The sequence below is a fragment of the Marinilactibacillus piezotolerans genome, from assembly GCF_900114235.1.
Classification (GTDB): domain Bacteria; phylum Bacillota; class Bacilli; order Lactobacillales; family Carnobacteriaceae_A; genus Marinilactibacillus; species Marinilactibacillus piezotolerans.
On sequence record NZ_FOSJ01000018.1, the window covers coordinates 29997 to 44919 of the forward strand.

At 33.8% G+C, this 14923-nt stretch carries 10 protein-coding genes and 1 pseudogene; 2 read left to right on the forward strand and 9 right to left on the reverse strand.

What is annotated here, in order from left to right; genetic code table 11:
* Window positions 1-235: 235 nt before the first annotated feature.
* Together BM212_RS06035 and rpoN are read left to right on the forward strand one after the other, a co-directional pair.
* Window positions 236-1699, forward strand: a complete 1464-nt coding sequence (locus BM212_RS06035) for a PTS transporter subunit EIIC (RefSeq protein ID WP_072695510.1) — start codon at window positions 236-238, stop codon at window positions 1697-1699.
* Between the two features lie 276 nt (window positions 1700-1975).
* Window positions 1976-3256 (forward strand): RNA polymerase factor sigma-54, encoded by a 1281-nt coding sequence (gene rpoN / locus BM212_RS06040; protein ID WP_072695512.1) that lies wholly within the window; start codon window positions 1976-1978, stop codon window positions 3254-3256.
* 121 nt (window positions 3257-3377) lie between these two features.
* On the opposite strand, the gene BM212_RS06045 is transcribed toward rpoN, so the two are convergent.
* The 9 genes and pseudogenes from BM212_RS06045 to BM212_RS06085 form a co-directional block, all read right to left on the reverse strand.
* On the reverse strand, window positions 3378-3863 hold the full coding sequence (locus BM212_RS06045) for a mannose/fructose/sorbose PTS transporter subunit IIB (protein WP_072696188.1): 486 nt from the start codon (window positions 3861-3863) through the stop codon (window positions 3378-3380).
* A 168-nt stretch (window positions 3864-4031) separates the two neighbouring features.
* Window positions 4032-6896, reverse strand: coding sequence for a sigma-54-dependent transcriptional regulator (locus BM212_RS06050; RefSeq protein ID WP_072695514.1), 2865 nt, complete (start codon window positions 6894-6896; stop codon window positions 4032-4034).
* Between the two features lie 785 nt (window positions 6897-7681).
* Window positions 7682-9091 carry a cryptochrome/photolyase family protein gene (locus BM212_RS06055; RefSeq protein ID WP_091897245.1) on the reverse strand — a complete coding sequence of 470 codons (1410 nt, stop codon included), beginning with the start codon at window positions 9089-9091 and terminating at the stop codon, window positions 7682-7684.
* Window positions 9092-9255: 164 nt separating this feature from the next.
* Window positions 9256-9720, reverse strand: a complete 465-nt coding sequence (locus BM212_RS06060) for a glutathione peroxidase (RefSeq protein WP_091897249.1) — start codon at window positions 9718-9720, stop codon at window positions 9256-9258.
* Between the two features lie 32 nt (window positions 9721-9752).
* The gene (locus BM212_RS06065; protein ID WP_072695520.1) at window positions 9753-10634 is read right to left on the reverse strand and encodes a VOC family protein; all 882 of its coding nucleotides are present in this window, start codon (window positions 10632-10634) and stop codon (window positions 9753-9755) included.
* Between the two features lie 66 nt (window positions 10635-10700).
* Window positions 10701-11195 carry a glycosyl-4,4'-diaponeurosporenoate acyltransferase CrtO family protein gene (locus BM212_RS06070; RefSeq protein WP_072695522.1) on the reverse strand — a complete coding sequence of 165 codons (495 nt, stop codon included), beginning with the start codon at window positions 11193-11195 and terminating at the stop codon, window positions 10701-10703.
* 17 nt (window positions 11196-11212) lie between these two features.
* Window positions 11213-12244: a glycosyltransferase family 2 protein gene (locus BM212_RS06075; RefSeq protein ID WP_177206361.1), complete on the reverse strand. Its 1032-nt coding sequence runs from the start codon at window positions 12242-12244 to the stop codon at window positions 11213-11215.
* Between the two features lie 74 nt (window positions 12245-12318).
* Window positions 12319-13827 (reverse strand): phytoene desaturase family protein, encoded by a 1509-nt coding sequence (locus tag BM212_RS06080; RefSeq protein ID WP_091897256.1) that lies wholly within the window; start codon window positions 13825-13827, stop codon window positions 12319-12321.
* 42 nt (window positions 13828-13869) lie between these two features.
* Window positions 13870-14844: pseudogene (locus BM212_RS06085) on the reverse strand (phytoene/squalene synthase family protein).
* Window positions 14845-14923 lie beyond the last annotated feature (79 nt).

Consider the following 14923-nt stretch of genomic DNA (forward strand, 5'->3'; position numbering starts at 1 on the left):
CTTATGTATTTGTTTAAAATTAGTATATCACAGCCCAATAAATTAACTCTCCTAATTATCTTCTTTATATCTAAAATCCACTTTAGAATATTAAGTTAAATCAAAAATAATCATGAAATATTATTTCATTAAATTTTAAACAAAAATGAAAAGGTTTTTTATTGCATTTCTTTTTTTATCTGATACGATTATATCGTAGGAAGAATTACATAAAATTTACAATAGGAGGAATAGCATGGTAAAGCAAGATGAAAAAAGAATCGCCAAGGAAATCTATGAACAAATTGGCGGTACTCATAATGTCAATTCACTGATCAATTGTATGACTCGTGTAAGAATAGACGTCAAAGATTTTAGTCAAGTGAATGACCAAAAAGTTAAGCAAGTTAATGGGGTCCTTGGAACAGTTAAAGAAGATACGTATCAAATCATTTTAGGGCCTGGTCTAGCTGCAAAAGTAGCAAACGAAATGGGAACACTAGCTGATATAGCTGTAGAGGAAGAAGGTTCTCCATCTGAGGATCAAGCATTATTCTCTAAAGATATTAATAACCTTGATCAGCTAACTGCTGAAAATAAAGCAGCACAAAAAGGCAAACATAATCCACAGTCTCCTTTCAAAAAAGTTCTGAGATCTATTGCTAGTATTTTCATACCATTGATCCCCGCGTTTGTAGGAGCCGGGATAATCGGAGGAATTGCGTCAATTTTTACTAATCTTTTAACGGCTGGAGTAATTGCTGGAGAAAACTGGGAGTATATGGTCTCCATAGCAGGTCTAATACAAGGGGCATTATTCGGATTTTTAAATATTTATGTAGGTATAAATGCAGCAAAAGTTTTCAAAGCTACTGAAGGACTTGGCGGGATTGTTGGAGGAATGATTTATTTAACTAGTATAAGCGAAGATCTGCCTCTTCCAAATATTTTTACCGGGGAAGCTTTAACAGCAAACCAAGGTGGTATTATAGGTGTCATTTTCGCTGTATGGATTCTCTCTCTTGTTGAAAAACAATTACGTAAGTTTATTCCAAATTCAATAGACATTATTATTACACCAACAATTACCTTACTAACAGTAGGATTAGTAACGATCTTTCTAATCATGCCTCTAGCAGGATTTGTTTCTGCTAACTTAGTTGGATTTATTTCTTGGATTTTAAGTGTAGGTGGAGCATTTGCCGGCTTTGTTCTAGGTTCATTATTTTTACCAATGGTTATGTTTGGATTACACCAAATCTTAACACCTGTACATGTTACTATGATTGAACAAACTGGGTCTACCCAATTACTTCCCATCCTTGCAATGGCTGGAGCAGGACAAGTCGGAGCTGCATTAGCTTTATGGGTCAAAGTTCGAAAAAATAAACAGCTTGTTACTATGATTAAAGGAGCTCTTCCTGTAGGTATCTTAGGAATTGGAGAACCCTTAATTTATGCAGTTACTCTTCCGCTTGGCAAACCGTTTATTACTGCTTGTATTGGTGGCGGAATCGGCGGTGCAGTCATCGGTCTGTTCGGTGGTGTTGGAGCTAGCGCGATTGGTCCAAGTGGTGTAGCTCTTATTCCCTTGATCGTCAATAATTTATGGTGGGCTTATGTTCTCGGATTATTAGCTGCTTATGCTGGTGGCTTTGTAGCTACTTATCTATTCGGTGTACCAAAAGAGGCAATGGAACCCTCTAGTGTTTCTTTATAATATATAATCAATTAAATAAAAAGAGGACGGGACAAAAGTCTCCGTTGAGCCAGAATTTGAAGTATAGAACAATTAAAAAACCCCGTCAAATCAAGAAAATTCAATCCTTGATTTGACGGGGTTTTACTTTTTAACTAGTTTTGTCCCATCCACTTTTTTGTTGTATTGATATCTTATCCCTACTGCTGTCTTTTATTCATTTGTGTTAAACTATAGAGACAGAAAGGCCACAAAATAATATATATATTTTACATTTCAAGAAAGGAGTATTTATAAATGGGATTCAGTCAACAATATGATTTATCTCAAAAGCAGCAGTTAAGTCCTTTATTACTTCAAAGAATCCAACTTTTAAGCTTTAATCAAGATGAACTGATTACATTTCTAAATTCAAAGATGCTAGACAATCCTTTTTTAGAAGTCAAAATGCCAGAATCAAAAATGCATTCAATTGGTGCAGGTCAAGACATGAGCTGGATCGCCGATACTAAACGCAGTTTACGTGATTACTTAATTGAGCAAGTTCTTATGACTTATAGAGACACGCTGATAAGAGAAATGATGTTCTGGTGGATCAACCAATTAGATCAGCGGGGATACTGTTCAAAAACACTTGTGACAGCCGCTAAAGAAACTAATACGGATGAAACTTTGCTTTTAGATGCATTAGTTTTGCTTCAGCAACTTGAACCGGCTGGAGTCGCTGCTAGATCTCTACAGGAATGCCTGATGCTCCAGACTGAACGGGATCAAAATGCACCAGAGACAGCTTACATTATATTAGAAGAATCTTTTAACGATCTTATTGATCGCAAGTGGAAAGAGATAGCTAAGAGATATGATGTCACTTTACAAGAGATTCAATCAGTCTTTGATTATATTAAAAAGTTAAACCCAAGCCCCGGAGATGACTTTTCTAATCCGTTAGATTATACGATCCGACCCGATCTCATCGTCCAACTGAACGGAAAAGAACTTACTATAAGGGAAGCTAAACAGAACACTCCCATACTTCAGTTTGACCAGGGATATGCAACTGAACTTAAAGAGCATAACAATAAGGAAGTCTTAAATTATGTAAAAGATAAACAGAAAGAATATAAAAGTCTTCAAGAAAATCTAAAGCAAAGACAAGAAACAATATTGCGCGTTGGAACTGCTATCATTCAGAAACAAAAATCTTTCTTTTTTGGTAAAAGTCATTCTTTAGTCTCTTTACAACTTAAAGAGTTAGCTGAAGAGCTTAATTTACATGAATCAACAATTAGCCGCACCATTAACGGAAAATATATTCAAACTGATTTTGGAACATACGAGTTTAAATATTTCCTATCCAGAAATCATCAGACTGATGAGGATACTTCCTTTTCAACTCATTCTGTACAGCAGCATCTGTTAAAATTAATTGAACATGAAAATAAACAGAAGCCTCTTTCAGATCAGAAAATTGCTGATCTATTAAAAAAAGAAAACTTTGATTTATCTAGAAGAACGGTAACAAAATACCGTAAACAATTAGATATTCCTGCTTCTTCCAAAAGAAAACGATATGACTAGTGATACAAAAAAGCTATGTCCTCCTAAAAAAGAGGGCATAGCTTTTAAATATGGCTAAAACAGTCTATTTCACAAGTATGATACTAAAAATATGTCAGTACCCGTTTCGCACCTAGTCTTTCTATTCTGTTTTTTTCAACACATCTATCAAGTTTATTTTTCGGTCACTTGGTACTTTTCTGATTTCTAATTCGATCCCCTGCTGGCTAAGAAATTTAAATGCTTCAATATCTGTTTCATCCACTGAAACAAAATTTGTAATCATCTTTTTCCCATGTGAAAATTTCATGCCACCAATATTAACTTTATCTATTGGCAGACCAGCCTTGACCAGCTGTGATACATCAGTCGGATTAGTAAATAACAGCATAACTTTTACGTTATCCAGTAAGCTATGATTTGAAATTTCTATAAGCTTCTCTACTGTCATCACGTTCGTTTTTACACCGGGAGGTGAAGCTTGTTTAAGTAGAAATTTTCTTAGATCGCTACCTGCTGCTTCATCACTTACAACTAAAATTCTACTGATCCCTGTGATCTTTGTCCATGTTGTTACAACTTGCCCATGAACCAAGCGATCGTCAATCCGGGCTAATTTTATATCCATCATTTCTTTTTATATTCCTTCCCAAAAATCAGCTGGTCTCTTTTATTGCTAAAATTCCCAGTTAATACTAATTTGATATAATCAAATATTAAACACTAATTAAAAATCGGATTGCCTGACTAGTATCGGCTTTCCCTATCTGTATGAATGCTGGTTCTACATTTATCTTTAGTCTTCAATAATTGAATCAATTTCATCTAATTCATCTACCATAGAACCATTTTCCAGATAATGATAAAGATAATAGTACTCACTATATGCAATTTTAATATTTAATTGCTTTTCAAGTTTTATGATAACCTTTTTTATTTCAGAATATAGTGGATGTCTCTTTATCTGTTCTAAGTCTGAATCTATCGTTAGTGTCTCATTTAAAACGGTTCGCTCTACTACACCTGCTAGGTGCATAATTAAATTAATATGAAAAGCATAATTCCCTTCTCTCTCATCAGAAAGATCATAAAATTCTTTTGCAGATATCCATAATGGATCAATTACTTTCGCGGGATTTATAAATGTATAACTTTCTTCTATAAAATTCTGACATAGTCTTTTAGCGTTTCCTTCGTCTACTTCTGGAGTGAATGATACTATGCTGTTTTGAGAAATAATATCTTTCAAAACAACTTCAACATCTTGTTCAATAAACTGCTCTAATGGAATAAAGGGAGCATCCAGCTTGGGATTCAGAATACCAGTAGTTGCTACAATTGAAAAATCTTTTTTCAACTTTTCTCTTTTTTCTTTTAATTCAGCAACCGAACAAGCTATAACACTTAGATTCGTTTCCAGATTATTATCAAGTGCACTTTCTACTAATTCTTTGATTCTTTGGGCTGTCCCTTCACCGCTTGCACAGACAGCTAAAATAATTTGTTTCTTTTTATTTTTTATTGATAGATCATATGGTTTGTTATTTACTGTATCGACATAACCTCTAAATTTTTTGAGTGATTCAAATAATGTGTTCAGATCTGTATCCACAAGAGAAGCTTTCCGAACCGCTTCAAGTACTACAGCGGTTGATACCATATCAATTGTTCTTACGGAAATACCTGTTTCTTCCATCAATTTTTCACCAAAAGTAGAAAGTGAACCCATATCTACCAGCAACAGTACTCCATTTCCTTCATCTACTTCTATTACAGCTTGCTTGATCCGTTCATAAGCTGTTTGCGGCGGCATGTCCAAGGGCATATCAATTGAATTGATTTTCTCAATATCAAGAAGCTCTTCTACCACACTAGTCATGCTGCTAGCTGTAGATTGTCCATGTGTTGCTACAATAACGCCCACTTTCCCCTGGGCTTGTTCATCTCTCAAAGAGACGAGTAAAACGGTAAGATAATATACTTCATTTTCCGGAATCGTTACATGCATTTCATCAGAAATAATTTTTCTGATTTCTTTTGCTACTTCATATTCTGCCGGGAAATCAATTGCCATTTCTTTAATATTATGATTTATATTACGCTCTTCACCTAAGAAAATCTTTTTCAGAAAAGAACTAATATGCAAACTCATTGCATAAATAAAATTCTGCTGAAATTCAGCACCTAATCTTCGTTTTACTAAATCATATAAAGTTCTGGTCAATTGGATAACTTCAGTATTAACAAATTCTGCCAATTTTGATTCTGTGTTAAAAGAGAAACCATGATTTCTATAATAAGACTTTAAATGAACATTAATATCCGTTGATATATAATGATTAATTGATTCCTGATCTAATCCTTCAGCCTTTAAGAGCGCAGCTTTATCCCCAATTATGTCATAAAGATTATAAGGCAATTCATAAGCGTCTGTTGTCATTTTTACGAAAGATTCATTAGGTGAAACACTAATCTCAGGCTCAAGATACTTGGATAGTTCAGTATGCCTTTTTCTATCAGAAGAAAGTTGGATCAATCCTGCTTTGATACCATCCGGAAGATCATTAACTGTTAAATTCACTTCTTCTTTCTGCATTTGATGCATAAATCCTCTTGCACAAACTAATTGGATATTCGACTTTAGTTGACCTACGTTCCCGTAATTCACACTAGTGATCAATGCTTTAACAACATCTTCTGTTAAACTGATTCTTCTTTGTATTCTATTTGCTTCAATACCTGCCATCAGCTTCACTAAATCGATTTGTTCATTAGCTGGTCTTTGTTTGAAAGAAGGCAGATGAATATTGATTGGAATTCGTCTCATAAAAGTATCTAATAAGGCAGATCCGGGATCTTCTGTTGTAGCTCCTACAATTCTTACAGATGCTTGCTTTGCTTTTCCTGTTTCTCCCATTCTATTATATGTTCCGTGATCCATGAAATAAAAAATCATTTCCTGACCTTCAGGAGGTAGTCTGTGAATTTCATCTAAAAACAGCATACTCCCATCGGCTTGTTGAATAAGTCCTGATTTATCGGCCATTGCGCCCGTAAAAGCACCCTTTGAGTAACCAAATAAATGACTCATCAATAATTGAGGATTATGAGCGTAATCGGCACAGTTAAATACAATCAACTCTTTTGAATGATCAATCATTCCATTTGATTGAGCAAATCTAAACATTGCATGTGCAAAAAATGATTTACCAGAACCAGTAGGTCCAGTAATTAAAGTATTTAAACCTTTAGGAGGGTATAAAACTGCTGCCTTGGCTTGTTCAACGGCGTTCTTCATACTACCGGTAGCCCCAATAGTGGTCTGAAAGATATCTTCATCTGAAGAAAAAGCAAAGTCATGAATACCCTGATCAGTTTCAATATCTTCAGGTCGTGTCTCTTTATAACTAGATACATACTTTGAAAATGGTTTATGCTGCATTAATTTGATATCGATATATTTAACCGGTCTACCTTCAACTTTATAAAGTTTTCCTTCTCGGACCAATAGGTTCAAGTCTTTTGAGACATTACTCCGCTGGATATCTAATGCATCAGAAATTTCTTTCGTCGTAATACCTTGTTTTAATTCTAACTCCTTTTTTGAGTAGTATTTAGTATTGTTAATGACATATTCATAGATACGCTCTATTCTTTTCATTTCCTGTTCTCCTTTCAAGATAATGGCTCTTGAAACTTCACCGTTAGTATACACTAGATAATACACAAATAAAACACACTAGAACAAAACAGTCTAAATTATTCAGGACTGTTCTATTATAGTGTGTTAAAATTCTTGAAATCTCTATGTTTAATTACTTTCTTTTACTGCTGTAACTATGTAATTGCCTTTTAAAATTAAATACACTAAGTAATTAGAGTGCAGCGAGAAGGAAGGGCCACACCTTCACTTCTCAGCTATCACCCGGTAAGGGATACCCGTTATGAATACACAAGTTTAGAAGTCACTGAACTTGTGTAGATTTATCTTTATAAGAGTTCATTATCAATAAACTTGCTATATCGCTAACTAAGTATAAGTATATAGAAAAGCTATGAACTGAACTCTGGATATTATTATATTAATGAAAGGAGGAGAAGAAGGAGAGAATGCACTAAAATAGGATGTTTCTTCTCCGTTTCATTACACTTAAAACTATATAATAATATTGTGAAATAGTCAACAATTTATTCAGATTTTTTTTCCTTTTCTTTTTATTTTATTCAAAAACTACTATATAGTAAGCTTTTTTTGTTTGATTTTCTGTTGCTCTTTTTATTTTTTTAAAGAGAATCTTCACATAGTACGAATTCGAGTAATCTTAGACTGCTGTATCATTGCAAAAGATAGTAATAAAAATTCGTAATTTTATTATGATAATCATCGGGAAAAGATATAGATGAAAAAAAGCCAATGCACTTCTACGAGCACATTGGCTTTCCTATTTATTGAACTATATCCTTACTCTCTTCAAAAACGGATATAGCTCTTTTTCTAGCTTCAGAGTGATTGACTATAGGATAAGGATAATGCTCACCCATTATTACACCTGCCGCTTCTTGTTCTTCTTTGCTCATTTTCTCCGGGTCATGGATGTACTCATTTTTAACAGCACTTAACTCTGTTACATATTTACGGATAAAATTACCTGAAGGATCATATTTTTCAGACTGAGTCGTGGGATTAAACACTCTAAAATAAGGCACTGCATCTGTACCTGTCGAAGCTGCCCACTGCCAGCCTCCTATATTACTTGAAGCATCATAATCAATCAGCATTTTCTGAAAATATCTTTCACCCCAACGCCAATCTATCAGTAAATCTTTAGTTAAAAATGATGCAACAATCATGCGCAACCGATTATGCATCCATCCGGTTTCGTTCAATTGTCTCATAGCTGCATCTACGAGTGGATAACCTGTATGACCAAGTTTCCATTTTTCAAATTGTTCCTTATCATTATTCCATTGAATATTTGAAAACTGAGTTTTTATTGGCTTCATTTTCTGATCTGGGTTACCTACATAAATCATATGATAGAAATCTCTCCAGCATAATTCTTTTAAAAAAGTTTTCTGGCTCTCGGAGCTTGTTTCTTTTTTCACTGCATTCCAGACAGTACGTATGCTGATCTCCCCTGTTCTCAGATACTGAGATAATCGACTTGTATTATCTTCGAAAGGATAATCTCTTGCTTTTTTATATTTGTCAATTTTTTCTTCAATAAACTTATTTAACTGCTTCTTTGCTTGTTCAGTTCCAGGCAGATAGTGAATATTCAAGCTAGATTCTTTTACCATTTTTTCTAATTTTTCTTCGTTCTCTTTGAATAAAACTTCTTTAAGTACCTTTTTCGGATTAATCATCACCTGTATAGGGGTCGGTTTTTCTAGTTCAATCCACTTATTATAATAAGGAGTGAAAACTTTATAAAGATCTCCAGAATTATTTTGTACTTCATACGCTCCATGTAAGTAATGATCCATATAAGAGTGAACGGCTATCTCATGTTTTTTGAAAAACTCTCTCATTCTATCGTCCCTTTGTTTTCCATAACCTCTCTCATCCTTATTAAAATAAATTTCCGACCAGTTAGGAAATGATTTTTTCAGATCAGAAAAACTCTTTGTTATATCCCCATATAATATTTGTAAATGTAGTCCGCTTTTCTTCAGTACTTCTTTAAAATGCCATACACTCGCAAAAAAAGCATCATGATTCAAGCTATTTTCCAAGAATTGTTCTGGATTAATATGAAAAACCAGAATCAATTGCTCCGATTCTTCAAATGCTTTCGCAAGTGCAATATTATCTTCTAACCTTAGATCTCTTCTAAACCACATTACTGAAACCATAAATCTGCCCTTTCTCTTCTAATATAAACACTTTATATTTTTATATAAATACAATTCGTTTTTCTATATTTGATATCTAACCTGAAATAATAGTTACAAAAAAGGTTTACTAAACAGACTAGATATTCTGCTTAGTAAACTATCTTTATTTTAAGCAATTCAATTTAAAGTAATTTTTCAATATCTTTTGCTATTTTCTTTGGACTAGTCGTAGGAGCATACCGATTTACTACTTCTCCATCAGCATCAATCAAAAACTTTGTGTAATTCCATTTGATCATTTTATTTCCTGTCTGATCTTTTAAATACTTAAACAGAGGATGCGTCTCATCTCCATTAACTTTGATCTTATCAAACAATGGGAAAGAAACTCCATAGTTCATTTGGCAGAATTCTGCTATTTCTTCTCCTTCTAACGGTTCTTGATTCATGAACTGGCTACAGGGAAATCCTAAGACTACAAATCCTTTCTCTTTATAGTCCTGGTACAAATTTTCAAGATCCTTTAATTGAGATGCAAGTCCACATTGGCTGGCGGTATTTACAATCAATAATGGTTTTCCAGCATACTTAGATAGAGAAATTTCATTTTCTGACATATCTGTCACTGTATAATCTGTAATCGGCATATCATTTCATCCTTTCTTTTCTAAAATCAATTTTATAGGCTATTATCTGGACTATTTTTTAAAAATTTAATTTTTATACCATTAGGATCTATAATCGCAAACCTATTTTCACCTTGTTCCATAACATTTACTCCGCAGGATTTTAGTTGTTCTTTTAAATTAAGCCAATATTCTTTCGAGGTAACAATAATTGAAAATCCCTCTAATCCCAAATCCTTTTCACTTGGTGCTGGCAGGTTTCTACCTAACCAGATATTTGTTCCAATATGGTGATGATAACCATTCATTGCAAAAAAATTTGCCTGTTCACCAAATCTATCTTTTAAATCCATTCCTAAAATTTTCTCATAGAAATTTTGTGTCGCCTCTAAGCTTGAAACAGACAGGTGGACATGACCAATTATCGTTTGCACAGGAAATAAGGCAGCAGCATTTTCATCTCTGCTTGCTAAAACACCTTCAGTATCCATTTCGATCGTGATTCCAGCTATTCTACCATTTGGCTTGATATCCCATTTCGATTTTGGTTTATCACTATAAATTTCAATTCCATTTCCTTCAGGATCTCGTAGATAAACAGCTTCACTATACCCATGATCTGAAGCACCTTCTATCGGTATCTGTTCACTTAGTAAATGATATAATACATTACCTAAATCCTTTCTTTCAGGAAGTAAAAATGCAGTATGAAATAAACCTGCAACCTTTCTTGGTGGATTAGGCTCTTGCACTTTCTTCAAAATCAATAGTGGCGGTTTTAACTCACTAATTCCTAAAGTTATTTCTCGCTCTGTCTCAGTTAATCGTTTTAACCCTATTCGTTCATAATAGTCAGCTACTTTAACTAGATCTTTAACTTTTAATGTAACTGTTCTAATAAAAATTGATTGATCAATCTTAAATAACTGATTCATATACTTACTCCTACATAGATTTATTTTGGCATTCTGACAATAAATATCTCATGATTAATCTTGCCCTTATATCCTCTGTTCTTTAAGTCGCTTGATTCGTTCCAATCTTGGTCGATTGTATCGTTGAATCACAATGAATGGCGCATTGATGCTGACTCCATAAATCGCATTTATCCAAGCTGCCCAAGAGGGGTTCCACAAGAAAAATAGCGGAACTAATAGCATGATCAACCAGTGCGTCAGTTCAGCACGCTTAGTTTCCATGATGAATTCTTCGATATCTTTTTTATTAGAAGAATGTAAGTGTTTCTTCCTGTAACCTAAATTAAAAAGGGAAGCGCCATCTGGCAACTTATCTTTCCATCTTTTTACTAGAAAGACTATATCGTAGAACTGTCCTCTTTTTTCCCAATCATAAGAATTAAACAGAAATTTGAACAAACTATTAGTTAAGAAAAGATTTTTAGGCAAAAACAACAGCGATATAGATACAGACATATGGATAATAAACCAGATACCAATATTTAATAGTAACAGCAACATTGTTTGAGAAAGTGTCATAGTAGTTAACTCCTTTCTTAAACATCTATCTTACGATCACGCCAAGATACAGAATGCAAGATATGTACCTGAATGAATGACCATGAATAGACAATAATAAATGATACCAATAACATTGGATAACACATAAATAACCAGTTAGAGAACTTTCCTACCTTCTGTGCCAACCATAAAAATTGACCTGCGTAAAAAAAATAAAGAAAAATAAAAGCAGGTAACCAGACAGAAGGATTTATCAGTAAACTGAACACTATTGAAAGAGGAATAATTAGTCCACCCGCTATCCATAAGCCTACAGCTGAAATTATCAGCGGGTGTGTATTGCTTGAACCACTTGCAATGCTTTTTGACCACCCAAGTAACCAATGTTTCAGTCCTTCTGGGTACATACGAAAAGAAACAGACCCCTTTCCACCAAAATTGTATACAGAAAGATTATGATCCTGAAAGAGTTTCGTCAACATAAAATTATCCAGATGTGAACCGAGTATCTCCTTATGTCCTCCGGTCAGCGTATATTCCTTTGCAGAACACATTAGAAATGGTCCGAAAGCTCCTCCGGTTTTGAATACATTTTTCAAAGGAGTAAAACAATTCAATCCTGCAATAACGACCATATTCATTGGGGCAGATAATTTTTCATAAAACTTCACAGTACGATGATACGGCTGAATCGTAAATAACCCTGAGTAACTAAGCTTTTTAAATTCTGCAATAATGTTTCTCAGTGCATCTTCATGGTCAAAAAAAGTATCAGCGTCCATAAATATCATCAACTCCCCTGTTGCGCCTATTGCGCCCCTGTAACAAGCTGCTGTTTTGCCAACGAGTTCTTCTTCGTTTTGCGTTTGATTTTTAATTTTGATTTCCACATTATACTTGGAAGCTACCTCAACAGTATGATCTGTTGACTCATCATCCACTATAATGACCTGTTGCGGCTGAAGCGATTGTCTGTTTAATGTATCAAGAAGATTAACGATATTTTTTTCTTCATTTCTGACAGGGATGATAATTGAAATAGTTGGTATCGGAACTGTATCATCCAATTCTTGAGATGATATATATGGGATTTTAAATAATATAAAAAAATTTAAGGCCTTCTAGCTGATTGAATCTGAGTTTATTTATAATCTTTTTTCACGATCATATCTCTTACTTGTTGTCCACTTAAAGTAACCATCGGCATTCCACCACCGGGATTAACAGATCCTCCAACAAAATATAAATTATCATAATGTTCGCTATGTTTAGGATGTTTAAATCCATTATTCAGCTTTTTATCTGCAGTAACCCCATAAATGGCTCCTCGATTGGAATAATATGTCTGCTGAATATCTTCCGGTAGCCACATATCTTCAAATACGATATGTTTTCGCAAATCAGTTAATCCCATTTTTTCTAACTTTACTAATACTCTTTCTCTTAAAGCAGCGTACTCATCATCAGTAAACGATTTGTCTTGAATATAAGGGATATGTGGTAGAACTTTAATATTTTCATGACCTGCTGGTGCTTGTGCCGGATCTGTTTTATTGACATTTACTAAATAAATCGTGGGATCTTCAGGCAATTCATGATGCTGAAAAACTGACTCATAATTTCGGTCAGAATCATCTGAAAAAAAGAAATTATGATGGGCTAATTGTGGATAAAGACGATCTACACCAAGATGCAGAACCATACCAGAAGCAGCAGGTTCAAATTTTTGTTCCAGCTGTTCAATCATCTTTTTGTCTTCATTAAGTAGATATTTATATGTTGGGATTACTTCCATGTTAGAGACAAAATAATCTGCTTCAACAAGGCTTCCATCTGATAATTCAGCTGAATGAATCTCTTTGGTTTGTTCATTGTTCAACTTAACAACTTCTTTGCCAGTATGAATAGACACTCCCACTTCGTTTGCTAAGGTACGCAATCCTTCTCCTAGTTTATGCATACCTCCTGGAATATACCATAGACCTTGGTCGTGCTGCATATATGCAAGCATATTCATAATTGCTGGAGCATTATCGGCTGAGGAGCCTACATATTTAATATAGTACTTTAGCATTTCCTGCATATGCAGATTAGTGATCCTTTTTTCAATTGCACTAGACATAGTAGAAAAAACATCGAAGTCTTTTAAAGCTGACAAAGGTCCATGAAATTTTAATACATCACCTAATGTATCTAATCCTTTATTAAAATATCCTTTTTCAGTGACCTCATATAAAGACTTGGAATATTCTAAAAATTTACGATATTCTATCAAATCTTGTTCATTTAAGTAAGGGTTGGCTTTTATCATATCTGAAAGTTTTTCATATAGGTCAATTGTGGTTCCGTCGGTAAAAAATGACCGCCACTGCAAGTTCAATTTTTGAATAGGTATATAGTCTTCCATACGTTTACCACTAACTAAAAATAATCTTTCAAAAATAAATGGCATAGTCAAAATCGAAGGTCCAAGATCGAATCCGTATCCTTCACGTTCCAAACGATTTAATTTTCCACCAATATGTTCGTTTTTTTCATATAAATCAATTTTATAACCACTTTGCGCTAAAGCTATAGCTGCTGATATGCCTCCTAGACCCCCACCAATTACTGCAATCGACTTCTGCTTGCTCGGTTGGACACCTTCCATAATATGTTCTCCTTTTTAGTCAACTATTAACCACCTTAAAAATCAGCTATTTTTCAAACTTCTATTAGCCTCTCGGTACAAACATAACTTTCTGATTAAAGAAGTCTTATTTCTTATAGTAAAACAGTCATACTGATTCTTACGAACAGTATTTAAAATTTCTTGATATATATTTGCTGAAAGCAGCACTGGGAAACGACTATCCGAATCGAATTTCAATAGATTCTGTTTCACAATTTTGTATAATTCTTCAGATCGAGAAGCCAGTAATTCCCATAATAGAATAAAAGATTGATTAACTGTCTGATTTTTTAAATCTTGACGAGAGTATCCTGTCTTTTCCATTAATTCTTTAGGCAAATATATGCGATTATTATCACGCTGGTCTTCTCCGACATCTCTCAATATATTTGTAATTTGCATTGCTACTCCAAGAGAAATCGCTATATCAGTTAGTTCCTGATGGTTTTCCGTTGCAATGATGGGTAATAGCATTAGCCCCACTGAGCCTGCAACAAAATAACTGTATCTTTCTAATTCATTTAACGTATCTGGTTAAACAAAATGATAATCCATTGTTTGACCTTCTAATTGATCATAAAAAGGTTCAAGTGACATATCATATCGATCAAACACATCCCTCAATGCTCTCCAGATAGGTGTATCAAGATTATTTCCTTCGCTAAACAGATCTAACTGTTTTTTTAATTCATCCAATGCTTGTTTCTGTTCTAAGGGAGATGATGCTTCATCAATACTATCGTCAGCTTGTCTACAAAAAGCATAAATTGCATATACAGCCTGAGCTTTTTCTTTCGGTAACTTAGAAAAAGCAAAATAAAAACTCTTGGAATGTACTTTTATGATTTCTTCACAATATTCATAATCTAGTTCCAAGTTTTTTTGCTTTCTTTTTATCTTTTTCGATTTCACTTCCTCCTCGAAATTAATCAGGAAATTTCTAATTAATGTAAGATATAATAGATTAAATAATATTATATAACCTGAATAATTCATAGCTCTGTAATTAAGCCTGTTTTCTTGAACAGATTATTTGTTTTTGAAAAAATTAGCGACTTTTTCATTAAACAATGTG

Coding starts and splice junctions, on each gene's coding strand:
- BM212_RS06035 (WP_072695510.1), top strand. CDS start 236: ATGGTAAAGCAAGATGAAAAAAGAATCGCCAAGGAAATCTATGAACAA.
- rpoN (WP_072695512.1), top strand. CDS start 1,976: ATGGGATTCAGTCAACAATATGATTTATCTCAAAAGCAGCAGTTAAGT.
- BM212_RS06045 (WP_072696188.1), bottom strand. CDS start 3,863: ATGGATATAAAATTAGCCCGGATTGACGATCGCTTGGTTCATGGGCAA.
- BM212_RS06050 (WP_072695514.1), bottom strand. CDS start 6,896: ATGAAAAGAATAGAGCGTATCTATGAATATGTCATTAACAATACTAAA.
- BM212_RS06055 (WP_091897245.1), bottom strand. CDS start 9,091: ATGGTTTCAGTAATGTGGTTTAGAAGAGATCTAAGGTTAGAAGATAAT.
- BM212_RS06060 (WP_091897249.1), bottom strand. CDS start 9,720: ATGCCGATTACAGATTATACAGTGACAGATATGTCAGAAAATGAAATT.
- BM212_RS06065 (WP_072695520.1), bottom strand. CDS start 10,634: ATGAATCAGTTATTTAAGATTGATCAATCAATTTTTATTAGAACAGTT.
- BM212_RS06070 (WP_072695522.1), bottom strand. CDS start 11,195: ATGACACTTTCTCAAACAATGTTGCTGTTACTATTAAATATTGGTATC.
- BM212_RS06080 (WP_091897256.1), bottom strand. CDS start 13,827: ATGGAAGGTGTCCAACCGAGCAAGCAGAAGTCGATTGCAGTAATTGGT.